The organism is Streptomyces sp. NBC_00490, assembly GCF_036013645.1.
Lineage (GTDB): Bacteria > Actinomycetota > Actinomycetes > Streptomycetales > Streptomycetaceae > Streptomyces > Streptomyces canus_F.
Genome location: NZ_CP107869.1, coordinates 9,862,479 through 9,883,907, shown reverse-complemented (window position 1 = coordinate 9,883,907; position 21,429 = coordinate 9,862,479). Strand labels below are relative to the sequence as shown.

General features: G+C 67.8%; 22 protein-coding genes and 3 pseudogenes. 16 read left to right on the top strand and 9 right to left on the bottom strand.

Annotated features, from left to right (window positions below; translation table 11 throughout):
• Positions 1-146: 146 nt before the first annotated feature.
• Positions 147-347, top strand: a pseudogene (locus OG381_RS45130) (IS110 family transposase); the annotation flags it as partial.
• Between the two features lie 36 nt (positions 348-383).
• Positions 384-842: a DUF4279 domain-containing protein gene (locus OG381_RS45125; RefSeq protein ID WP_327722725.1), complete on the top strand. Its 459-nt coding sequence runs from the start codon at positions 384-386 to the stop codon at positions 840-842.
• 61 nt (positions 843-903) lie between these two features.
• Here the strand turns inward: OG381_RS45125 and OG381_RS45120 are convergent, their stop codons facing one another.
• Positions 904-1,632 (bottom strand): SDR family oxidoreductase, encoded by a 729-nt coding sequence (locus OG381_RS45120; protein ID WP_327721802.1) that lies wholly within the window; start codon positions 1,630-1,632, stop codon positions 904-906.
• Between the two features lie 76 nt (positions 1,633-1,708).
• Here OG381_RS45120 and OG381_RS45115 point away from each other — a divergent pair, with 76 nt between their 5' ends.
• Entirely contained in the window at positions 1,709-2,086 is a 378-nt protein-coding gene (locus OG381_RS45115) for a MerR family transcriptional regulator (RefSeq protein WP_327721801.1), read from the top strand.
• A gap of 591 nt (positions 2,087-2,677) precedes the next feature.
• Here OG381_RS45115 and OG381_RS45110 read toward each other — a convergent pair.
• The gene (locus OG381_RS45110) at positions 2,678-3,325 is read right to left on the bottom strand and encodes a TetR/AcrR family transcriptional regulator (RefSeq protein ID WP_327722724.1); all 648 of its coding nucleotides are present in this window, start codon (positions 3,323-3,325) and stop codon (positions 2,678-2,680) included.
• A 153-nt stretch (positions 3,326-3,478) separates the two neighbouring features.
• Here OG381_RS45110 and OG381_RS45105 point away from each other — a divergent pair, with 153 nt between their 5' ends.
• The 4 genes from OG381_RS45105 to OG381_RS45090 all read left to right on the top strand — a co-directional run bounded on the left by OG381_RS45105 (position 3,479) and on the right by OG381_RS45090 (position 7,262).
• Positions 3,479-4,951: an MFS transporter gene (locus tag OG381_RS45105; protein WP_327721800.1), complete on the top strand. Its 1,473-nt coding sequence runs from the start codon at positions 3,479-3,481 to the stop codon at positions 4,949-4,951.
• Between the two features lie 432 nt (positions 4,952-5,383).
• Positions 5,384-5,989, top strand: coding sequence for a dihydrofolate reductase family protein (locus OG381_RS45100; RefSeq protein WP_327721799.1), 606 nt, complete (start codon positions 5,384-5,386; stop codon positions 5,987-5,989).
• Between the two features lie 439 nt (positions 5,990-6,428).
• The gene (locus OG381_RS45095) at positions 6,429-6,773 is read left to right on the top strand and encodes a DUF6234 family protein (protein WP_327721798.1); all 345 of its coding nucleotides are present in this window, start codon (positions 6,429-6,431) and stop codon (positions 6,771-6,773) included.
• Positions 6,774-7,130: 357 nt separating this feature from the next.
• On the top strand, positions 7,131-7,262 hold the full coding sequence (locus OG381_RS45090; RefSeq protein WP_327721797.1) for a hypothetical protein: 132 nt from the start codon (positions 7,131-7,133) through the stop codon (positions 7,260-7,262).
• A gap of 449 nt (positions 7,263-7,711) precedes the next feature.
• On the opposite strand, the gene OG381_RS45085 is transcribed toward OG381_RS45090, so the two are convergent.
• Positions 7,712-8,677, bottom strand: a complete 966-nt coding sequence (locus tag OG381_RS45085) for a helix-turn-helix transcriptional regulator (RefSeq protein ID WP_327721796.1) — start codon at positions 8,675-8,677, stop codon at positions 7,712-7,714.
• Between the two features lie 130 nt (positions 8,678-8,807).
• Here OG381_RS45085 and OG381_RS45080 point away from each other — a divergent pair, with 130 nt between their 5' ends.
• Entirely contained in the window at positions 8,808-10,133 is a 1,326-nt protein-coding gene (locus OG381_RS45080) for an FAD-binding oxidoreductase (protein WP_327721795.1), read from the top strand.
• Positions 10,134-10,512: 379 nt separating this feature from the next.
• Positions 10,513-11,430 (top strand): IS5 family transposase, encoded by a 918-nt coding sequence (locus OG381_RS45075; protein WP_327721794.1) that lies wholly within the window; start codon positions 10,513-10,515, stop codon positions 11,428-11,430.
• Here the strand turns inward: OG381_RS45075 and OG381_RS45070 are convergent.
• Positions 11,387-11,938: a hypothetical protein gene (locus OG381_RS45070; protein WP_327721793.1), complete on the bottom strand. Its 552-nt coding sequence runs from the start codon at positions 11,936-11,938 to the stop codon at positions 11,387-11,389. The genes OG381_RS45075 and OG381_RS45070 overlap by 44 nt on opposite strands.
• 159 nt (positions 11,939-12,097) lie before the next feature.
• On the opposite strand from OG381_RS45070, the gene OG381_RS45065 reads away from it, so the two are divergent.
• Positions 12,098-12,897, top strand: a protein-coding gene (locus OG381_RS45065; protein ID WP_327722723.1) for an IS5 family transposase whose coding sequence is annotated in 2 segments (ribosomal slippage) — positions 12,098-12,446 and positions 12,446-12,897 — 801 coding nt in all. Because the reading frame shifts where the segments join, the coding sequence is not laid out codon by codon here.
• A 41-nt stretch (positions 12,898-12,938) separates the two neighbouring features.
• Positions 12,939-13,517 (top strand): hypothetical protein, encoded by a 579-nt coding sequence (locus OG381_RS45060; RefSeq protein WP_327721792.1) that lies wholly within the window; start codon positions 12,939-12,941, stop codon positions 13,515-13,517.
• A gap of 154 nt (positions 13,518-13,671) precedes the next feature.
• Here OG381_RS45060 and OG381_RS49755 read toward each other — a convergent pair.
• Positions 13,672-13,758 (bottom strand): annotated as a pseudogene (locus tag OG381_RS49755) (IS21-like element helper ATPase IstB); the annotation flags it as partial.
• A 120-nt stretch (positions 13,759-13,878) separates the two neighbouring features.
• Complete coding sequence (locus tag OG381_RS45055) at positions 13,879-14,265, bottom strand: nuclear transport factor 2 family protein (protein WP_327721791.1); 387 nt, start codon at positions 14,263-14,265, stop codon at positions 13,879-13,881.
• Between the two features lie 577 nt (positions 14,266-14,842).
• On the opposite strand from OG381_RS45055, the pseudogene OG381_RS45050 reads away from it, so the two are divergent.
• Positions 14,843-15,109 (top strand): annotated as a pseudogene (locus OG381_RS45050) (SDR family oxidoreductase); the annotation flags it as partial.
• 144 nt (positions 15,110-15,253) lie between these two features.
• Here the strand turns inward: OG381_RS45050 and OG381_RS45045 are convergent.
• The gene (locus tag OG381_RS45045; RefSeq protein WP_327721789.1) at positions 15,254-15,691 is read right to left on the bottom strand and encodes a DUF4259 domain-containing protein; all 438 of its coding nucleotides are present in this window, start codon (positions 15,689-15,691) and stop codon (positions 15,254-15,256) included.
• A 147-nt stretch (positions 15,692-15,838) separates the two neighbouring features.
• Positions 15,839-16,648, bottom strand: coding sequence for a helix-turn-helix domain-containing protein (locus tag OG381_RS45040; RefSeq protein WP_327721788.1), 810 nt, complete (start codon positions 16,646-16,648; stop codon positions 15,839-15,841).
• A gap of 293 nt (positions 16,649-16,941) precedes the next feature.
• On the opposite strand from OG381_RS45040, the gene OG381_RS45035 reads away from it, so the two are divergent.
• The 4 genes from OG381_RS45035 to ku all read left to right on the top strand — a co-directional run bounded on the left by OG381_RS45035 (position 16,942) and on the right by ku (position 20,893).
• A complete protein-coding gene (locus OG381_RS45035) occupies positions 16,942-17,724 on the top strand; it encodes an MBL fold metallo-hydrolase (protein ID WP_327721787.1) in 783 nt (260 codons plus the stop codon).
• A 282-nt stretch (positions 17,725-18,006) separates the two neighbouring features.
• Entirely contained in the window at positions 18,007-19,278 is a 1,272-nt protein-coding gene (locus OG381_RS45030) for an MFS transporter (RefSeq protein WP_327721786.1), read from the top strand.
• Positions 19,279-19,301: 23 nt separating this feature from the next.
• Positions 19,302-19,523 carry a hypothetical protein gene (locus tag OG381_RS45025; RefSeq protein ID WP_327721785.1) on the top strand — a complete coding sequence of 74 codons (222 nt, stop codon included), beginning with the start codon at positions 19,302-19,304 and terminating at the stop codon, positions 19,521-19,523.
• Between the two features lie 461 nt (positions 19,524-19,984).
• Positions 19,985-20,893 carry a non-homologous end joining protein Ku gene (ku, locus tag OG381_RS45020; RefSeq protein WP_327721784.1) on the top strand — a complete coding sequence of 303 codons (909 nt, stop codon included), beginning with the start codon at positions 19,985-19,987 and terminating at the stop codon, positions 20,891-20,893.
• Here the strand turns inward: ku and OG381_RS45015 are convergent, their stop codons facing one another.
• The gene (locus tag OG381_RS45015; protein ID WP_327721783.1) at positions 20,894-21,235 is read right to left on the bottom strand and encodes a DUF6233 domain-containing protein; all 342 of its coding nucleotides are present in this window, start codon (positions 21,233-21,235) and stop codon (positions 20,894-20,896) included. It abuts the gene before it with no gap.
• Between the last annotated feature and the right edge of the window lie 194 nt (positions 21,236-21,429).

Sequence of the window (21,429 nt, the reverse complement as noted above, 5' to 3'; positions counted from 1 at the left end):
GAGGCTCCCCGCCTGAGTCGCGAGAGCCTAGCTTGACTCCGTGGGTGCCCACTGTGTCCTTTGACAGCGAACCTGGACGCTATGTAATCCAGCTCAGTTGACGTGGTCGTGTCCCGAGTCGTGGTGTTGGGGATCAACTGGTGGACGTGTTCGGAGCCGAGTTCCTCGCCGCCGTCGGCGGCAGCCTCGACGGTTCGACTCCCCGGACGCCTTGGCGGTCTTCGCGGGCGTCGCACCCGCGCCTCTACACCTCCGCGCAGGTCAGCGTCCGCTACGACCCGAACTCGCGGAAGTACTACGCCCGCAAGCGGGCCGAGGGAAAGACTGTCGAAGCACTCATATTCCTGGTCGGCCCGCCTCCCGCACCGCTAGCCTCCACGAGGGTGCCACTTCACCAGTACGCCTACTTCGCGCTGTTCAGCCAGCGCATCTCGGCTGACGACATGACCTCGCAGCTAGGGATCACTCCCGACAAGGTAGCCGTTCGCGGCAGCCGGTTCACCGAACCGGCAGTGGTCCCGGTCGACCACTCCTGGATGATCGAATGCCGAGATCCGGGCCTGCGCGTTGACCACCAGATCGCCCGCGTTCTCGACAGGCTGCACCCCCACACGGACCTCATCTGCGACCTCACCAGGCATCTGGTCGGCACTGGCGGCGGAGCAGCGCTTCACGTCGTGCGCTACTTCAATGACACCGACCAAGCCCAGTCGGACTCCGCTGACGCCCCCAACCTCTTCGGTTGGCACTTGGACCGCCAGGTCCTGGACTTCCTCAGTGCCACTGGTGCGGAGCTCGACGTCGACGAGTACGACATGACCGAGGACGACGACGCCAGGTGAGTACGTGCCCTCACCCTCACCTGGGTCGATGAAGTCGCACTCCGACGGTCTGACAACAGCGTTATGAAGCCATCAGCGCCGCCAGGGCGCGGTCCATTGCGGCGTTGAATTCTTCCGGCGTCAGCGGCAGACGGGATTTGACGTCCCGGCTCCACTGGTCGGCGAGGACCTCGGCGGAGCCCGCCTCGACACCGTCGAGCGCCGCGTCGGCCAGGTCCGACGGAGCCATCTTGTCCACGGGCCAGCCCGCCGTCATGTCGGTGTCGGCCAGGCCGAGGTGTACTGCTGTGACGAGCGTGCCCTGCTCCGCGAGCTCCAGGCGGACGCCGTTGGTCATGGCCCAGGCGGCGGCCTTGGTCAGGTGGTAGGCATTGGCGCCCTTGCTTCCGAACCACGACATGGCGGAGAGGACGTTGACGATCGCGCCCCCGCCGTTCCTGGCGAGCGTCGGCGTGAACTCCCGGATCATTGCCAGGTGGCCGAACGTGTTGGTCTCCAGCTCGTGCCGCACCGCGTCCAGCGAACCGGTCACCAGGTCGGTCCCCGTACTGATTCCCGCGTTGTTGATGAGGAGCGAGACGTCCGGGGCGGCCGCGGCGGCGGCCCTCACGGATGCGGGATCGGTGATGTCGAGAGACAGCACCTCGACCCCGGGCAGGTCCAAGGTCTCGGGTCGGCGGGCCGTCGCGTAGACCTTACGGGCGCCCCGTTCGAGCAGGCGCTGAGCGAAGGCGCGGCCCAGGCCGCGGTTGGCTCCGGTGACGAGGGCGACGGAGTTGGTGATATCCATGGCCAGTACGCTAAAACCTGACGCTAGCGTCAGAGGCAAGTGCTGATCGTCGGAGCCGGCGGTGAGAGGAATCACCATGACTGTCACAGCGGCCGCGGCCGAGCGGTTGATCCGCATCGGCGAGGTGGCACGAGGCGCCGGCGTCTCGGTGCGCGCCGTGCGCTACTACGAGCAGCAAGGGCTGCTCATCGCGGAGCGCAGCCCGTCCGGCCAGCGCCTGTACCGGCAGGACGCCATCGCCCTGGTCCGCTTCTTCCAGCAGATGTTCGCCGCCGGCCTCACCAGCCGAAGGATCAGCGAACTCCTGCCGTGCTGGGACGCCGGGCACACCGACGCCGAGCAACGAGCCATGCTGCGAGCCGAGCGCGAGCGCATCCAAGCCAAGATCGACGACCTGCAGGCCACCCTGGACCACCTCGACCAGGTCATCGCGATCACGGACACGCACCCATAGGCGCGGTCGGTCAGACGTCTCGCCAGCTGCCTAACTCGCTCTCTTGATTGGGGCGTTGAGGAGTCGTTGAGGGACAACTGTTTCCGGCCGGCCGATGCGATTTTCGGTGTTCGGGCAAGGGGGAGAGCAGCGCGGTGGTCTGGTTCTCCAGGGTCGTTCTGGTCGTAGGCCGTCAGGGTTCGCCGGTCAGCTGGCAGGACGGTGTAGTGCGGCCATGCGATGGAAGGCCTTGCCCCTGACAAGAACTGCTCATGTTCGGCGGTCGGCCTCGTCCCTTGTAGATCCCGGCAGGAACCAAGGGCGTCTCCTCCTCGCCGACCGGGTGACGAGAGGCCGGGGCAGGTGACCGTACTTCTCGCGCTTGAACAGGTCGTTCATCGCGTTGTCCTCAAGGGTTGCGTTGAGGTGTGGCCTCAGCGGAAGCAGCGAGGCGAAGTCGCGTGCCGTCCGCTCGGGTCAGGGGTCAGCTCGCGGTTGGCTCCCGCGCGGCCTCCACGTCCTCCAGAGCTTCGTCCAGCCTTCAGCTTCGCATCCGCGTTGTCCTGTGAGAGCCGGACAATCCACTGCTGAGACCCGCCCCTCGATCCCGCCTCACGCTCCGGCTTGCAGACGGAGGCCCGTGAGAGTCAGTTCCAGGGCGGAGCGGAACTGGTCGACGTCGTCGTGGCCGTCGAACTCGTCGACGATCTCGTGGACGAAGGGGAATTCCTGTGGGTCGAGTTCCCTCCAGTCCTGGGCGACGCGGTGGAGGTACTCGTCACGGTCCACGGCACCGTCGAGCATCTCCTGGGTCGGTTCCTGTCCGAGGTCGACGGCGGAGCCGACGACGACTCCCACGATGGCGGACACGGCGTGGAACCGCTGGGGCGCGGTGAGGTTCAGGCGGAGAGTCTGCTGACCGAGCTTCTCGTACAGCCCCAAGGTGTTGTTCTGGATGCTGGTGTTGCGCATGAAGTAGGAGCTCAGCCAGGGACGTTGCACGATCGCGTCGAACAACGTGATGGCCATGGCGCGGAGGTCACCGATCGGGTCGTCGCCGAGAGGGATCTTCTCGACGTCGGCGAGGACGGGGCCTATGGCGTAGTCGGCAGCCCGGTCGAGAAGTTCGTCCTTGTTGGCGACGTACCAGTAGATGCTGGCGACGCCGCCGCCGAGGCGCTGTGCGAGCGCCCGGAAGGTCAGAGCCGGGGCTCCTGCCTCGTCGAGCAGGGCCACTGCCTCGGCGAGGACGGACTCCATGGAATGCGAAGCCCGTCGGCGTCCCCCGCCGGAGCGGTTCTGCTGGCGTGTCACGGCTTGATCCCTTCGCGTCTTGCACCGTATCGAACGTTGTTCTATCGTACCGCATCGAACCATGTTCGATAGTCGAACGACGTTCGATTGGAGACCGTCATGACCACCGCAACGCTGCACACCCCTGCCCGCACCTATCCATCCCTGCGCGCGGCCTGGATACCCCTCGCCGCCCTCTGCCTGGCCTTCTTCGTAGAAATGGTCGACAACACCCTCCTGTCGATCGCCCTGCCCACCATCGGCCGTGACCTCGGCAGCGGGACGACCGCCTTGCAATGGGTCACCGGCGCCTACTCGCTGACCTTCGGCGGACTGCTGCTCACCGCCGGATCCATGGCCGACCGGCTCGGCCGACGCCGGGTCCTGCTCATCGGGCTCGCCGTCTTCGGCTCGCTCAGCCTGTGCGTCGTCCTCGTCACCACAGCCGGCCAGCTCATCGCCCTGCGAGCCGCACTCGGCATAGCCGCCGCGGCGATGGCCCCGATCACGAACTCACTGGTCTTCCGCCTGTTCGACGACAAGGGTCTGCGGACACGTGCCATGACGGTGATGATCATCGTCGGCATGTCCGGGTTCGTCCTCGGACCGCTGCTCGGCGGCACCGCCCTGGCTCATGTCCGCTGGGAGTGGCTCCTCGTCGTCAACGCCCCCATCGCCGTGATCGCTTGCATCGGCGTTCGACTCGGCGTCCCCAGCGACCGGCCCGAAGACCTCACCAAGGACACCCTGGACGTCCCCGGCGCCGTCCTCAGCGTCGCTGCCATCGGCCTCGCCTGCTACTCGCTGACCAGCGGCGTCGAGCACGGATGGCTCTCGGCCATCACCCTCACGTCAATCGCCGGCACCATCATGGCGGCTGTCCTGTTCGTCCGGCACGAGCGGCGCAGCAAGGCCCCCATGCTCGACCTGAATCTCTTCTCCAACGGCACGGTCCGCGGCGCCGCCATCGCCCAGATCGGCACGTCCATCGCGATGGCCAGCGTGATGTTCGGACTGATCCTCCACTTCCAGTACGCCTACGGGTGGAGCCCGGTGCGGGCCGGCCTCGCCAATCTGCCGATCATTGTGACGATGCTGACCGCCACGCCCCTGTCCGAGTGGCTCGCACGCCGGTTCGGCCACCGCATCGCCTGCCTGGTGGGCGCCGCCTGCCTGGCCGGATCACTGGCCGGCCTGTCCTGGGCCGTCGACCACGGCTACGCCGCCATCGCGTCCTGCATGGTCCTCATGACCGTGGGACTGCGCACCGTGATGACGATCTGCGCGGTCGCACTCGTCGACGCGATGCCGAACAACCGCACCTCCATCGGCGCCGCCCTCAACGACACCGCCCAGGAAGTCGGCTCCAGCGTCGGCACCGCCGTCGTCGGCACCCTGATCGCCGCCCTCGTCACCACCCAACTCCCTGCCGGAACTTGGAGCAGCGGCCTCGTCGCGTCGTTCTTCCACGGCGAACGGGTCACCTACGCACTCCTCGCCGTCGTCGTAGGACTGATCTCCGCGGTCGGCGCGCTGACCCTGACCGACTCACACGCCGTCGAGGAGCACCCCACCGAGGAAGCGGCCCACTGACTTCCTCGGGTCGTTGTCGGCTGCTGGGCAAGGGGGCAGCCTAGAGCCGCCAAGCAGCCGTCGGTGAGGTCAGGCTGGAGCTGAATACGACGTAAGCCTCGGCGGAGGGTGCATTCGAGGTCCTCGTCGTCGGTGAAGACGGTGTTGGCCAGCGGCCCGCGCCGTCTCACTCGTCCGCACCCGGCCCGGTGGCACGAACCTGACCCAGGCGCAGTGGCGCACCTACATCCCCAGCGCGCCGTGCCATCGCCTGTGCCCCTAGCGGCACCGGGATGGTGACGGCGCCCTCATAGGAGACGCCTCACCCGGTGGTGCTCCGCCGACCTGATCAGCCGCAGCGTCCTGGATTCTCTCGGGACTCCACAGCGCGGCCGATGAGTTTTTGGCTCCCGGCCGGTCCAAGCTGGTGACACCTCAGGAAAGGACGCCGATATGTCGGAGCTTCTCGTCGACTTCATCACTTCCCTCGACGGCTACGCCTCCGGAGAGGGGTGGCCCGGTTTCTGGGGCATGGAGGGCCCGGAGTACCTCGGATGGCTCGGCGAGCAGCCCGAGGTCACCTACCTGATGGGAGCGAACACCTACCGCCTGATGTCGGGCTTCGCCGCAGGCGAGGTCCCGAGTGGCCAAGACGAGTTCAGGCCCGAAGAAGAAGCATCCGTCGACGAGCTCACGCAAGCGGCCAAGGTGGTGTTCTCCTCGTCACTCAAGGAGCCACTGACGTGGGCCAACTCCACGCTCGTCCGCGGCGACGCCGTCGAGGCGGTCCGCGCCATGAAGTCGAACGGCTCGGGGCTCCTCAGCACGATCGGCAGCCTCACCCTGTGCCGGTCCCTGCTGCGCGCCGGACTCGTCGACCGTTTCCGGGTCGTGATGTTCCCGGTGATCACCGGGGCCACGGGCCAAGAACGTATCTACGACGGCTATCCGGACGTTGCCCTCGAGATGATCGAGCACCGCACCTTCGACGGCCGCATCCAGCTGGTCGAGTACAAGCCCCGAGTGCTCGAGCACCCGCCGCTCGGCCTCCCTGCGTGACGTCACCCCGTCCACCTGTCTGGACGCGACCGGAACCAAGCGGCAACCGCCGCACGCGGTCAGCGTATGAACGACCTGGTGCGGGGAGTTACAAGTAAAGTCTTCACGGAGCGTGACGCCCCCGCGAACGGATCCCAGTCGGCATCGTGATGAGCAGACTGACGGAGGCCATGTTCGCGTCCCCGGAACCCTCGTACGAGCAAGTGCGTTCCCTTGGCAGGTCGAAGGCAGGGAGAGGCCCTGCGGGTGCTCAGCTCGGCCACGACTCGGTCTCGGCCTGGTGAACCGTGATGCAGCGCGCGGAGTGACGTACGAGCGTGTGACCATGCCCTTCGAGCCGAGTTCGCGTACACCGCGCTTGCCGGAGAACGATTGCCGCCAGGGAAAGCCTTCAGACTCGCGAGGCGACGGGTTCGAGGGTGGCTGTATCAGCCTGATCGTGCTGCTCATCGAGATCCCGGTCGCCATCCTGCTTGGTCTGACGCTGAGCCTTCGCGGATGGGCCCGCCCGGAGGAGCAAAGCGGGGCACCCACGATGGACTGGATCCCGGTCCTCTGGCTCGGCGGCTTCACACTGGGCGTGCTCATGGTCGCCGTAGTCTTCCTGCTCTCGGCACACCCCTACGCGGGAGCGGTCCAACTGCTCATAGCAGCCATGGCGCTGATCTTCACGATGACGGCCTGGGACCAGGAGTCCGAGCGCGCCCATCCGTCTCCGTTGCCGACGTGCCCGACCAGGGCCGGGACGCCCTGTACGTCGTCGGACTCCGCAACTGACCGGTAGGGCCAACGGCTGGACCCCGCAGTCCAGGGCGGGGACGTTCAGCGGTACGACGCCGCCCGGGTCCGCGTTGTGACCCGTACCCGGGGACATCACGCTCCGCCCCCAGCGTGGCGAAGCGCCCCTCCAGTGGCGCCATGAACATGCGCTGGAAGGGCGAGATCTGGTCCTTGATGCTGGTGAGGCAGCCGGACTGAACGTCCCTGTCTGACTTCAGAACGGCCGGCGCATCCAGCAGTCTTCTGCGCGGCAGCGGCAACAATCTCGTTGGGCACGCCGACCTGTTCCCCGCGGGATGTGTTGTCGCGGGGATCGTCGGCGCCACGGCCGGTGACGTCGGTCGCGGCCACCGTCGCCGCCATGAAGGTCAAGAGCCGGTTCGACGACCGCAAGGCGAAGCTGCGGAAGCTGCGCACCGAGGAGGCCGCGGACATCGCCGAGAAGACGTTCCTGAACACCCCAGCCCCGGCCGTAGTCGAGGCGTCAGTATGACCGCCAGGCAAAGCGTCAGCGCGGCCCGTTACTGATCCGCATGCCGCACAGGCCCGCGCCGTAAAGAGGCCCCTCGCTTGCCCAGGCAGATGCACCGCTCGGTCTGCGCGACCACAGGTCACCAGCACCGGTCAGAGACGACCATGCTCCGGAACGAGCGTCTCGCACCGATCGCACAGCACGAGGTGAACCCGCCGCCCCTCACGCAGTGAGCCATCGGCACCACAGCGCTCACAGATGCCCTCGCTGCGGTCAGCGAACGCATCAGTGACCGCATGGAGGCGCGAGTGCTCCGCATCTGTCCAGTTGCCGCCGGGCTTCCACGGCCGCGGAAGCGCCTGGAGCCAACGGAATCTCCACCATCCAGTCCCCTCACGCAGCACCGGACCTCGATGCTACGGTCCGTGGCTTGCCGACGTGATCCATAAGGGAAGTCCTATTGTTGCGGGTCAGGACGTTGATGACGGCGCATAGTGGTGGGCGAGGTTGGTGGCGAGGTCGCGAAGGTGAGCCCTGGCTTCGGTGGGGCCGTGCACTGTGATGGCGCTCCCGAACGGGAGTAGTGCTCGCACGTCCTCGAGATGCAGGAAGCGGATCGTCACCTTGCGGCCGGTGGCGGATTCTTCATCGTCGTCCAGGACGAGTCGTAGGCCGAAGATCCGTTGCGCTCGCTCGATCTGGGTCTGGTCGATGGTGGCGCTGACCTCTATCGCGTGGTTGTGTTCCCACTGAGCAGTGAGCGCCGCAGCGACGGTGGCCAGGGTCTGGCTCTCGCGGATCCGTCGTGGCCGGTCGACTTCTTTCCACGTCGTGATCCGTTCGAGTCGGTACAGCCGTGGCACTCGGGCGCAGTCGGCGACGAGGTACCAGATGCCGGCCTTGGCCAACAGCCCGTAGGGATCCACGACCAGGTCGCGTGGGCATGACTCGCGTGGGCTGTCGTACGCGATCCGTAGCCGGTGACCTCGCCGCACTGCGCCGATCAGCGAAGCCGGAGTCGTGCCGAAGCCTCGTGTGTGGAGCCAGGGGCGGCTGTCCACGTGCACTACGTCGGTGAGCGGCAGGAGTTCATGAACTCGACGCGGCTGTGCAGCGGCGATCTTGGAGAGCGCGCGCCGGCTTTCGACCGATGCGTCGAGTTCCGCACGTTGCTTCTCATCCAGCCCCATGAGTGACAGATGATCACGCTCGCCCGGTGTGAGCCGCGTGAGGTCGAGCCCGGACCCGGGCAGCATGGTCACTCCTCCGAGGCGGCCTCGTTGTGCGGTCACCGGCAGACCGGCGTCGCGGAGCCAGTTCAGATCCCGGGTGATGGTTCGAAGGGACACCCCGAGCGCTGAGGCAAGTTCCTGTGTGGTCACGGCCTCCCTCGATTCGAGGAGCAGCATCAGGCTGAAGAAGCGATCTGGGGTCACCCACCGAGCTTTTCAAGAATTGCGACACGATGCGGCGCATATCCCGGTCAGGCTGGCGGATGCGTGCCTACGAGCTGCCTGTTCGCCGTAGGTGCCCGCACGCACCCCCCGATCCAGAAAGGTGCTCGCGATGAGTGCCCACACGACCGACGCCGCATCAGCGGCGGCGTACCACCCAGGGTCTGCCGACTACGACGAGCACCGTGCCGGCTTCCAGTTGCGGGAGCACCATCGGCCGGCCCACGTGGTGGCGGCACGGTCCGCCGGCGACGTCGTGGCGGCCGTCCGGCAGGCCGCGGAGTCATGTATGCCGATCGCGGTCCAGGCCACGGGACATGGACTCGCCAACCCGCTCGCCCGTGAAGGTGTATTGGTGTCGACGCGAAGGATGGACAGTGTCGATATCGACCCCGGCGCCGGCACCGCGAGGATCGGCGCTGGAGCGCGGTGGCGCGACGTGGTCGAGGCCGCCGCACGCTACGGTCTGGCTCCGCTGTCCGGGAGCATGCCCGGTGTCGGCGCTGTCTCCTACACGCTCGGCGGCGGCATCGGGCTGATGGCTCGTCGCTACGGCTTCGCCGCGGACCATGTCACGCGCTTGGAGCTGGTCTCCGTCGACGGCTCCGTGCTGACGGTTTCGGAGCACGAGGAGCCGGACCTGTTCTGGGCGCTCCGCGGCGGTGGCGGGAGCTTCGGCATCGTGACCGGGCTGGAGATGGCTTTGATGCCGGTCGCCAGGCTGGTCGGGGGCGGTCTGGTGTTTGACCTGGGCGAGACGCCGGAGGCGGTCTCGACCTGGCTGCAATGGACGGCGGCAATGCCCTCGGAGATGACCTCGGCGATGACCACGCTCGAGGTTTCCGAGCGGCACATGGCCCATGTCCAGATCGCCTACCTGGGTTCGGCTGCGGAGGCAGACGAGTTGGTGGCCCCGTTGCGGGCGTTGAAACCTGCGCACGACGGTTTGCAGGAGATCCCGTACCGACGGTCCGACACTGTCTTCAGCGAACCGGATCAGCCGCATGCGTATGTCGGCGACAACGTCTTGCTGCGGGCGATCGACGAGGAACACCTCCGCGACGCCATCGCCGCATCGGCTCCAGGCCGGTCGGTTCGCTCCATCATTTCAGTACGTCATCTCGGTGGGGCGCTGTCCACTGCGCCGAGGGTGCCGAACGCAGTCAGCCACCGCGAGGCGATGTACCTGCTGTGTGTTGTAGGTGTGGTAGCCCCGACGACCACGTCGAACGCGGCAAGTGCGCGGGCGCTGCAGGATGAACTGTTGGCCAACTGGTCCGGGGCCACCGTAGGCAGCTCGCCGAACTTCACTTTCGGACGACCCGACCAACGTGCCGCCGCAGAACTCTTCGACGCCGAGCGTCGTGACCGATTGCTGCAGCTGGCCCGTAAGTACGACCCTGCCGGACTGTTGCACCCCAGCTTCGTCATTGCCTGAGCACCTCCTACGAAAGGGTGCCCGCTGCGTCTGGTGCGTGCTCAGCTTGCCAGCTATCTAAGGTGCTTCGCTGGGACCGACAAGTGAAGTTGCTTGGCATCCCATGGGAGGGCGGCAGTTCTGACTCCACCCGGTGCCTGGGGGACGCGATTCGGCAGGTGAGAAATGACTCCGCCCGGCGGCCCCACTGCGGCGGGTTGAGCCCGTGGCGGATGAGTGGCCTTTTGAAATCCTAAGTAGCTGTTGTCGTTCCGGTCTTGAGCTGTGTCCGTCGAACGGGAGTCTCGATTGGGTGGTCGTGGGGTGTTCGGCGCATAGGAGTAGGGCCTCCTGAACAGCTCGTTGGTGTCGAATCACCGAGCAACATCAGGAGGCCCTGGTGCTGCAGTCTTCCGTGCCGATGGCCGGGCAGTCCACCTTGGTCACCCGGGAGTGTGACTGTCTGGCTCACCGGTTCGGAAACGCCGCCGACAACGGGTTGCGGCAGCCGCGTTATCCGACGGACATGACGGACGCGGAGTGGGCGGCGGTACGGCCGCTGCTGCCGGTGCCTGGCTGGATGCGCGGCCGGGGCGGGCAGCCGGAGGCGTATTGCCACCGGGCGATACTCGATGCGATCCGCTACCTCGTCGACAATGGCATCAAGTGGCGGGCGATGCCCGCCGACTTCCCGCCATGGGACCGGGTCTACGCATTCTTCCGCCGCTGGCGCGACCACTCGCTGGTCAAGGAGTTCCACGACCGGCTGCGCGCAAAGGTCCGCGAGAGGCTGGGGCGGGATGCGGAGCCGACGGCCGGGGTGATCGACTCGCAGTCCGTCAAGGCGGACGCCGTCGTCGGCTCGGACAGCCGCGGCTTCGACGGCGGCAAGCTGGTCAACGGGCGCAAGCGGCACGTCGTGGTCGACACGCTCGGCCTGCTGCTGGGCGTGATGGTCACCGCCGCGGATGTCGGCGACCGCACCGCCGCCCAGGTCCTGCTGCGGCAAGTCACCGACACACACCACCAGTTGGAACTGGTCTGGGCCGACGGCGGCTACACCGGCCCCCTCGTCGCCCACTGCCTCACCGCGCTCGCCCTGGTCCTGGCGATCGTCAAACGCAGCGACGACATGCGCGGCTTCGTTGTCCTGCCCAAGCGGTGGATCGTCGAGCGCCTCTTCGCCCACCTGATGCGCACCCGCCGCCTGGCCCGCGACTTCGAGCGCCGCACCACCAGCGCCGAAGCGATGATCTACTGGTCGATGACCCTGCTCATGACCCGCCGCCTGGCCCGGCCACACCCGCAGCCGGCGTGAACCGGCCCGGCGCGGGCTCGGCCAGCCAGCCCCGCGCGACCAGGCGTTTCGCCTTCGCCCGCAGCGCTTCCACCCGTGCCGGCACCACGTCCGTGCCGAACACCGCGGCCATCTCCTGGCAGGTCAGCGGCCCCTGATGGAGCCGGGCCCGGTCCGCGAGCGCCCTCAGGATGCGCTGGTAGTCCGCCGACAGCACCGACCAGGCCAGCCCCTCACGCCACACCGGGACCTGCGACTTCGTCTTCGCTGCCTCCGGCGGCTGCGGCGTCTTTCCGGACTGCTCCTCGGCGGCCGGCGCGGTCCCCTCGGCCCAGGCGGAGTCCTGCCCGCTCTCGTCCACGGGGGCCAGCACTTCGCCGACCCGCGAACAGGCGATGATCCACTCCTTCCATTCCCGCTCGGCCACGGCCAACTCGGCCTGGACGCGGTCGACTTCCTCCCGCAGCTCGTCAACACGACGGCGAGCACCCAGCTCACGCTGTTCCAACAGCCCAACCACCGACGACATCCACGACCTCCCGGGCAGCGACAGCTCGACAGGCCACAACTCCCACGGGATAGCCGACCCTATGCCCGACCAGCGGAAACGCAGTCCTCAAGTCTGGAAAGACAACAGCTTCTAAGACGTCATCTCATTTGGCTAGGTAGCCTGTCGGTCGTGGTTTCGATCGTTGAGCGGCTGGTGCCGGATGAGTTGTGGGAGTTGTTCCAGCGTGTGGTGCCCGAGGCTCCGTCGCGGCCTCAGGGTGGCGGCCGACGTCGGCACGGTGACCGGGAGGTACTGGCGGCAATCGTGTTCGTGGCCACGTCGGGCTGTACGTGGCACCAGTTGCCGTCCGCGTCGTTCGGTCCGTCGGGAGCAACGGCTCACCGGCGCTTTGCCGAGTGGTCGAAGGCCCGGGTGTGGGCCAAGCTCCACCGCCTGGTCCTCGACGAACTCGGCTCCCGCGGTGAGTTGGACTGGTCCCGCTGTGCGATCGACTCGGTGAACATGCGAGCGCTGAAAAGGGGGAACTGACAGGTCCGAATCCTGTGGATCGGGGCAAGTACGGCTCGAAGATCCACCTGATCACCGAGCGGACCGGTCTGCCCCTGTCCGTCGGGATCTCCGGGGCGAACCTGCACGACAGCCAGGCGCTGATCCCGCTGGTGAAGGGGATACCGCCGATCCGCTCCCGGCGCGGACCCCGACGGCGCAGGCCGGCCAAACTCCACGCCGACAAGGGATACGACTACGACCACCTGCGCCGATGGTTACGCGGACGCGGCATCCGGCACCGCATCGCCCGCAGAGGCATCGAGTCCCCGACCCGCCTGGGCCGCCACCGCTGGACCATAGAACGCACAATGTCCTGGCTCGCCGGATGCCGCAGACTGCACCGACGCTACGAGCGCAAAGCCGATCACTTCCTCGCCTTCACCAGCATCGCCTGCACCCTCATCTGCTACCGCAGACTCGCCAAATGAGATGACTTCTAAGCAGACGAGCGCTTGGATACGCTCCCCATATGAAGATCACGGTAGGTGGGGTCGTGGCTGGGGTGCTGTTCGGAGCGCTTACGTCGCTCGCCAACGTCCTGTCTTCGCCCTATGGGGAGATCGGCGCCCGCGTGGCGGGGACCGACTTGGCCACGACCAGCAAAGTGCTCAGTCTCTTGCTCGACGCCGGGTGGTCATGGGCTGCTCTGGCAGTGGCGGTCGGTTGGATGGCCGGGGCTCCTGTCCGTGGGGCGTTGGGTGGGCTGTTGGCGCTGGTGGCGGCCACCGTGTCGTACTACGTCACGGACGTCTATCTATGGGACGCGGGCACGGACATGATTGCGTGGTTGCTTGTGGGGATGCCGTTGGGACTCGTTCTTGGCACGGTGGGCGCACTCGCCAGGCAGCCGGGTATGACCGGGCTGATCGCCGCCTTGATCGTTCCGACCGGGGCTGGAGTGCAGATGGTGGTGCTGCCACCTGGCGAGTACCTCACCACGTCACTGCCCGGAACGGTCGCGGAGGCCGTCGTCTGGACAGGCGCCGCGTTCGGCGCCGTCAGGGCCCTTTGTCGTTTTTGGCGTGAGCGTCGCGTCGGCACTGCGTAGATGGACACCGGTGCTCGCACTTGGAAGCCACCGCAAAACAGGGGATGAGCCCCTTCTTCGACCGGTCGGAGCGAAGGCCGCCGCGCCTGAGCCGTCTGGTCATGAGGTTGAGCTTCGGAGTGCACCGTCGTCGTCCGCCTGCGGCGACCGCTGCGGCTCCTCGCTGTTCGGCGCGGACGCGGGAATCGGCCAGGAGGTAGGCAGAATCGGTGCCGGTCTCGATGATGTTGCCCCCGAACGTCCACCCCGTAAGGCGACGTTCACGCTGCGGACGAAGGATGACGACGATGCCCTACCGGTGGCGTTCCGGCGGGACGGTTGTCGGCAAGGTGTCGTGGTCGTCGGCGAAGTGCCGGTGGTCTCAGTCCACTCCGGGCGGCACTCGTGTGGCCTGGTGGTAATACATTTGCCAGCCTGCGGCTTGGTCCCCCTTGCGCCAGATCGAGCTGTGTCTGGTCCTGCGTTCGCCGAGCATGGTCTCGAACGTCAGGTGCACCAGGCCCGGCGCGAGCAGCACCCCCGAGATCTCCGAGGGTTCATAGCGAGGACCATCCGCCGAACTGCCCGCATGGTCAGCCAGTTCGGCGAGTATCTCCTCACACGTCCATCGCCGCCCCGACCCGCCGACCTCCACGAACTCCGGGTCGAGAAGCTGCGCGGCTCGTTCCCGCGAGGCGCGCACACGCGGATCCATGAGCTGCAACTCGCCCGCGATCGCCTGGTTCACATCGTCTGTTGCACCGTCCATGGACCATCCTCACCGAGTTCGCGGGTTCCGCGGCAACTGATTTCATCTGCTGCCAGACAAGGCCGTCCCCCAATTGGTGATCAAGTTTGGCTGTCTGGGGCGGCCCGGGGCAGGGGCGCCGCGCGCAGACGCACCGCGCCCGAGGGCTGCCCGCACACTCAGGCCCTGCCGCCGTGCGCGTGCGGTTGCTCAGGGTCGGCGACGACGAGTACGTCATTCTCGGCGCAGGCTACGAGCAGCTCGGACCAACACGTACTGGGCGGTGCCCTTTCCCCGGTCGGTGCCGGGTGGGACGGCGCCCTGCTTGAGCAGGTGAGGAACCTGGGACTCACCGTTCAGTTCGGTCCGTGCTGGCACGTCGTGCACCACCTTGACTGAGCCGGGACTCGTCGCCGAGACCGCCGTACTCCCGCCCGCCAGTGAGTGCCCTGGCTTCCGGGCCGCCGCCACACCCGACCGCTCCGGCCGGCCGCCCCCGCCCCAGCGTCGCCCGTACGCCGAACAGGCCCCTGGGACAGGAAGGTTGAACATGTCCGTTCCCACCCGGTGTACGCCATCCAGGACGTCGTGGTCGCGCCGCTCCGGGATCGAGAGGTACACCAAGGGCGCCGCACGCGACCTCGGGCCCCGGAACATCACGGCCAACGTCGTGGAGGCCGGACTGATGGAGGGCGGTATGCAGCCGCCGGACGCCGAGACCCTCAAGGCCCTGGTCAGCTCGCTGTCCCTGCAGCGTATGGGGCACCCCGACGAAATCGCCGCGGCGGTCGCCTTCCTGGCGAGCCCCGCCGCGTCGTACGTCACGGGCGCGGTGCTGGCCGCCCACGGCGGCTACAACGCCTGAACCCGAATCCTTGCCGCGCGTGCCCCGAAGGACGTCGCGCCTTCGGGGCGCGCAACGCCAACGCCCCGCGCGCGCGTGGACACGCCTCAGCAAGTCCGGGTCCTGACCGTGTGACGAGCTCTATGGGTGATCGCTCAGATGTGCTCAGATGTCGAAGAGGGCTTCCTCTTGTGGAAGGACCGGAGGGGCAAGGACATCGCGAAGGCGGGCGATGTCATGGCGCCACTTCGGGCCGTTCTCGGCATCGTGCCAAAGTTCGGCGAGTTCAGACCACTCGGAGACCACTTGGTCCAGCGCGTCGACGGCGAGCGTTCGAAGGTCTGCGGGCAGCTCTGGCAGCGGTTCTGACGGACCGTAGTTCGAACACGTCAGTTCGCCGTCTGGGTGCTGTGCAACGACCAGAGCGGCCGCGGCCACTGCTCGCTCGCCGTCGGAGGTGTCCAGGAAGTCCGCTGAGTCAGCGGCACGTTGGAGCACGCGGCGGATCAGGGCTTCGCGTTCTTCCGGTGCTGCCTCGTCCAGGTCACCTCCGAAGTCGGCGGCGGTGTCATTGTCGAAGGGGCCGATGTCCCAGGTGCCCATTTCTCTCCTCGCTTGGCTGTCGGGTGATCGTCGCATCGGCCACCGACAGTGAGGCCAGGGGCAGGCAGTACCCGCTTGCGCAGGAGCGTGAAGCCCGCGCGACCGTACAGCTGCCGCTTGAGCATCTTGATCCTGTCCCATTTCCCATCAAGGCACTGCGCGTTGGGAGGCGCGGAAGGCCAACGGGGTGTGACCGGTGTGGCGTTGGAAGAACTTGCCGAAGTGGGTGGCGCTGGTGAACCCGAGGTGGGCGGCGATGGTGGCAGCGGGATCGGTGCCGTGGGCAAGGAGGCGCTTGGCCTCCAGGACAAGGCGCTGGTCGAGGTAGTCCTTTGCGCTGAGGCCCGTCGCGGTCTGGGTGGCGCGGGTGAGGGTGCGGGTGGAGTAGCCGAGCTCGCGGGCGTAGTCGTCGATGCGGTGGGTGCGGGAGAAGCCTCGTTCGACGGCGTCGCGGAACCGCAGGAAGGGCTCGGGGGCGGATTCCGTGGCCTGGCCGTGCTGCTGCAGGTTGGCGAGGCGTAGGAGTACCACGTCGAGCAGGCGGTGCAGCAGGGCGGTGTGGACCGGCGGCGGATAGCGGTCCGGCTGGGAGAATTCCGCGGCCAGTTGTTCGGCCGCGGCTGCCAGCGCGGGCGTCTCCGCAGGGTCGGGGCTGTACAGGGGCATCGGAGCAGTGGCGGTGCCGAGGCCGGCCAGTTCCGCGGTCTCGGCGGCGATGAAGTCCTCCTGGAGAAGGATCATGATGGCCTCGGCCTGGTCGGGATTCTGCCACTGGTGCACCTGACCGGGCCGGATCCACAGCCAGGAGCCGGGCGGCAGTACGTACCCGGTGAAGTCGACGCGGTGGCGCAGCGTGCCCGAGGTGACCAGCAGCAGGGCGTGGAAGTCCTGCCGATGCGGTGTGGCGATGTGCCAGGGCCAGTCACGGGTGCGGTCGCGGAAGTCGGCCAGGGTCATCACCTCCAGGCCTGCCGGGGATCCGGCCGGAGGCTGGAAGACCACCTTCGGAAGGCCCCGCTCCTGCCGAGTGGACTTCTGGGGCGCTTGTCGCCTGTGGACCATCACGAGACCGCAGCGTATCTCGCCGGAGACTGTGTTCCGCCGCAGTATGGAGATGTTCCCAGGGGCGGCCCGCCCGTGGCGTGAAAGCCAACCGTGTCCGCTGCGGCCCATGGCCTGCCATTGCCCCGGACGCCAATGGTCCCGCCCCTCCCCCACCCCCTCCCTCGCACATCGACAGGAGCAGACCCATGCACGGCACCTTCACGGTCATCGACAAGGGCCCGGTCCGCGTCCACAGCTACGCCGCACCCGAGGACGGCCTGGACGTCAACACGCAGCTGATCGAGACGCCGTCGCGGATCATCGCCGTCGACGCGCAGTTCGTCCTGGCCTACGCCGACGAGGTCGTCGCCTATGCCAAGCAGCTCGGCAAGCCGCTCGACCGCCTCGTCATCAGCCATGCACACCCGGACCACTACCAGGGCGCGGCCCGCTTCGGCGTCCCCATGCACGCCCTGCCGGAGACCATCGCGGAGATCGTCGCCGTGGGCGCCAAGACCGACCTGCCCACCGGCACCCCGATCCCGCTCGCCGACATGACCCCGACCGTGGAAATCACCCCCGGCACCGAGGTCATCGACGGCGTCCCCTTCGTGTTCGAGAAGGTCACCGGCGGCGAGATCCACACCACCCTCGTCATCAAGCTGCCCGAGCAGGGCGTCCTGGTCGCCCAGGACATCGTCTACAACCGCACCCACCTGTGGTTCCTGGACAAGGACTTCGACGGCTGGCAGGCCAACATCGACCGCTTCGCCGCCGAGACCGACTACGACACGATCCTGCCCGGCCACGGCGAACCGACCACCCCCGCCGTCTGGGCCGAGCTCACCGACTACGTCAATGCCGGCCGTGAACTGCTCGGCGACGACGGCGACGCCTACAAGAAAGCCATCACCGAGCGCTATCCCACCTACCAGGGCGCCGCACTCATCGACGTCTCCAACGCCTACATGTTCGGCCCCAAAAGCTGACGCGCCCCCGGGGCGGCGGCGTCCGCCTGCACCCTTGCCTGAGTGAAATCCTTCCTCGACCGGTGACGGCCCCTGTGCCGGGGGACCGTCACCGGTGACCCGCACGGTGACGGCCGACCAGCACCTCTTCCCCGCCGGAGCCCGGCGGGGCGGTCAGGCGCGCCTCCGGATCCAGCCGACCGTCCGCCCTTCTTGTCGATCGTCGGCCGAGTGTGCCCATACTCGCGAGCGATCCGACGTATCGCCTTGCGAACGCCTCCTCCGAACCCAGCGGAGTTCTCCGTGACAGACCGCGCCGTACGCCGACGCCGTCAGGCTTTGTACCTCTTGTTCTTTCTTCCCGGCATCGCCCTGTCGTCCTGGGTCACGCGCACCCCCGATGTCCGCGATCAACTCGGCTTGTCCACCGGGCAGATGGGGCTGGTCCTGTTCGGGCTGTCCGTCGGTTCCATGATCGGCATCCTGTGTTCCGGCCGTTGCGTGTCCCGGTTCGGCACCCGGCCGGTCATCGCGCTCGGCACTCTGCTGATCATCGCGGGCACGCTCGTCATGGCGGTGGGCAGCGCCGTGCCGTCCGCGCCCCTGGTCACCGCAGGACTGTGCCTGTTCGGCGCGGGCATGGGCGGTGGCGAAGTAGCGGTCAATGTGGACGGTGCCGACGTGGAGCACATCACCGGGACCGCGGTGCTGCCCACGCTGCACGGCTGCTTCAGCCTGGGCACGGTCATCGGGGGTGCGGCCGGAATGGCGGCCACCGCCGCCGCGTTTCCCGTCCCCTGGCACCTGACCGTGGTCGCTCTCATCGCCACGGGAATGCTGGTCCACGCCCTGCGTGCCGTTCCCGCCGGGATCGGCGTCAGCGCCGCCCCATCGACGCCTGGCCCGAGCCCGGACTCAGGTCCGGCGCAACGAGCGAAGCCGCAGGTGTGGAGGGACCGCAAGCTGCTGCTGATCGGCGCCATCGTGCTGGCCATGGCGCTGGCCGAGGGCGCCGCCAACGACTGGCTGCCGCTGCTCATGGTCGACGGCCACGGCCTCGACGCCGCGATGGGCTCGCTCGTCTTCGTGGGGTTCGCGGCAGCGATGACCCTGGGACGCTTCAGCGGCACATTCTTTCTCAACCGCTTCGGGCGAGCCGCCGTCGTCCGCGCGAGCGCCATCTCCGGCGCTGTCGGACTCCTCCTGGTCATCTTCTCCGATAACGCTGTCGTAGCGGCGACGGCCGTACTCTTCTGGGGACTTGGGGCCTCCCTCGGCTTCCCGGTGGCCCTCTCCGCGGCAGGCGACTCCGGCCCCGACCAGACCGCCCGCGTCTCGCTGGTCGCCATCATCGGCTACATCGCCTTCCTCGTGGGGCCACCCGCGCTCGGATTCCTGGGCGACCACTACGGACTGCGCTCGGCCATGGTGGTGGTTCTGGTGTTCGTCGCCTCCGCCATCCTCATCGCTCCCGCCGCCGACACCCGTGACCGCACCGCCACCGCGGTGGACGTACCTCAGCGCACTGCGCCTAGCACCGATCCCGCAGGGCACTACCAAGAAGACCGCTCGTAAGTCCGCAGGAAGTCTTCGGCACGATGGGCGTCCTCCTCCCCCGCGCCATCCCCCAGCCCGACCTCGTCGCCTTCGCGCACGAAGCCGATGCCTGCGCCTACGCCTACGTCTTCGACGAACTGCGGGTCGTTGAAGACCTCGGCTACCGCGGTGGGCTCGTCCAGGCGGCCACCATGCTGGCGCGCACTCGCCGGATCCGCGTCGGACTCAGGCTGCTGCCCGCCGCCCGCAACGTCGCCACGTGAGTGCATGTCCTCAGCGCCTGCGACTGCGGCGCTGCATGCCGGAGCAGGAGCCGGAGCCGACGGCAGCTGCGGCAGGGGCAGCCCGGCACATTCGCCTGCGTCCGCGCCTCGAAGAGAACCCTGCGGGTACGCTCGGCGGGCCAGCGAGCAGCGTGTAATTGAGATGCCCGGACGGGGGCCGCGCCGCTAGGGTGAACCCCGTTCAGGTGCGCAGGCTGCGGTTACTTCTCTTCCAAAGAATCCGTACCGCCGCCGACTTCGATCTCTGGACGCTCAAGACCGCGAGCTGCCCGCCACGGGGGAAACCGGCGGGCGGCCTCGTCGTATCGCCACAGCAACCGGCACAACCCCCACGGACTGCTCGCACCAGCCTGGCCGGCGCGCTACAGCACCGGCACATCTGCACAACGCTCCCTCTGCCCATAGCCTGGTGCCACTCGGGGCTGTCGCGGAGGTCCCCCATGCCCCGAACCATCTGGAGCGGCGCCATCTCCTTCGGCCTGGTCACGGTGCCCATTCATGTGCAGTCGGCCACCGAGAACCACAGCATCCAGTTCCACCAGTACCACCTGCAGGACATGGGCCGGGTCCGGGTGCGCAAGGTATGCGAGCTGGAGGACCGCGAGGTCACGCAGTCGGAGATCGGCAAAGGCTACGAGTACGCCCGCGACCAGGTCGTGCCGGTCACGGACGCGGACCTGAGCAATCTGCCGCTGCCGACGGCCAAGGCCATCGAGATCGCCGCGTTCGTACCGCTGGCCGGCATTGATCCGATCCGGATCGGCGAGGGCTACTACCTCGCCCCGGACGGGGCAGTGGCGGCCAAGCCGTACAAGCTGCTCGTACAGGCCCTGGGCAGGTCGTCACAGGTGGCGATCGCCAAGTACGCCTGGTCCGGCAGGGAGAGGCTGGGCCTGCTGCGCGTGAAGGACGACGTGATCGTGCTGCATGCGATGCGCTGGCCGGACGAGGTCCGCGACCCGTCCGTCGTCGACCCGCCCACGGTCGAGCTGACGGACGACGAGATCGAGGGCGCGCTCGCCCTGCTGGACACCATGGCCGTCGACGACCTCACCGGCCCCGACTTCCGCGACCACTACACCGAGGCCCTCGCCGAAGTCATCGAGGCCAAGCGCGCAGACAAGCCCCTGCCCAGGGCGGCAGAGCCGGAGCAGCCCGGGCAGGTACTGGACCTGATGGCCGCCTTGCAGGAGTCCGTGCAGAAGGCGCAGGCATCCCGGGGCGAGGACGCCGACGTGCACCAGCTGCCGAAGAAGAAGCCCGCCGCGAAGAACACCGCGGCCAAGAAGACCGCCGGCAAAAGGGCACCGGCGAAGAAGGCAGCCCGCAAGCCCCGCAAGAGCGCCTGATCACCCGTCGATGTAGCCGAGGTCGGTGTCCGGGCGGCAGTGCGGGCATGGATCCACGCCGTCCGCGAGCGCCCGTACAGCCTGCTCCGGTGGGACGCCCTTGGACCGCTTGCCCGCCATGTGACACCCGCCGACATGTACATAGACCGGCGGCGCGTGATGGCCGATGCTCTGTTCGATCGGCCAGTCCGGCACCGGCGGCCGAGCCTCGATACTGCGCCGGCGTTCGGCCTCGCGACGCTCCTCATCGACGATCCACCGCCGGGTACGGGCGAGATCCCGCTCCTGCACCCGCTCCAGGAAACGGAGCAGGACCAGCTTCGACGGGCTTGAATCGTGCACGCGTTCGATTATAGGCAGTAGCCCGTTCCCGCGCACCCAGCAGCCCAGGCTGCACCGTGGCCGCGTGAGCCTCGACAAGGCACGCTCGTGTCGGCGTTGGCGCGCTGCCGCCGACACCCGCCTCCCCACCCGGCAGCAGATACACACCCGGGCCACCGCTCCGGATGACCTGCTCGCTTCGTCCTCACCCGGTG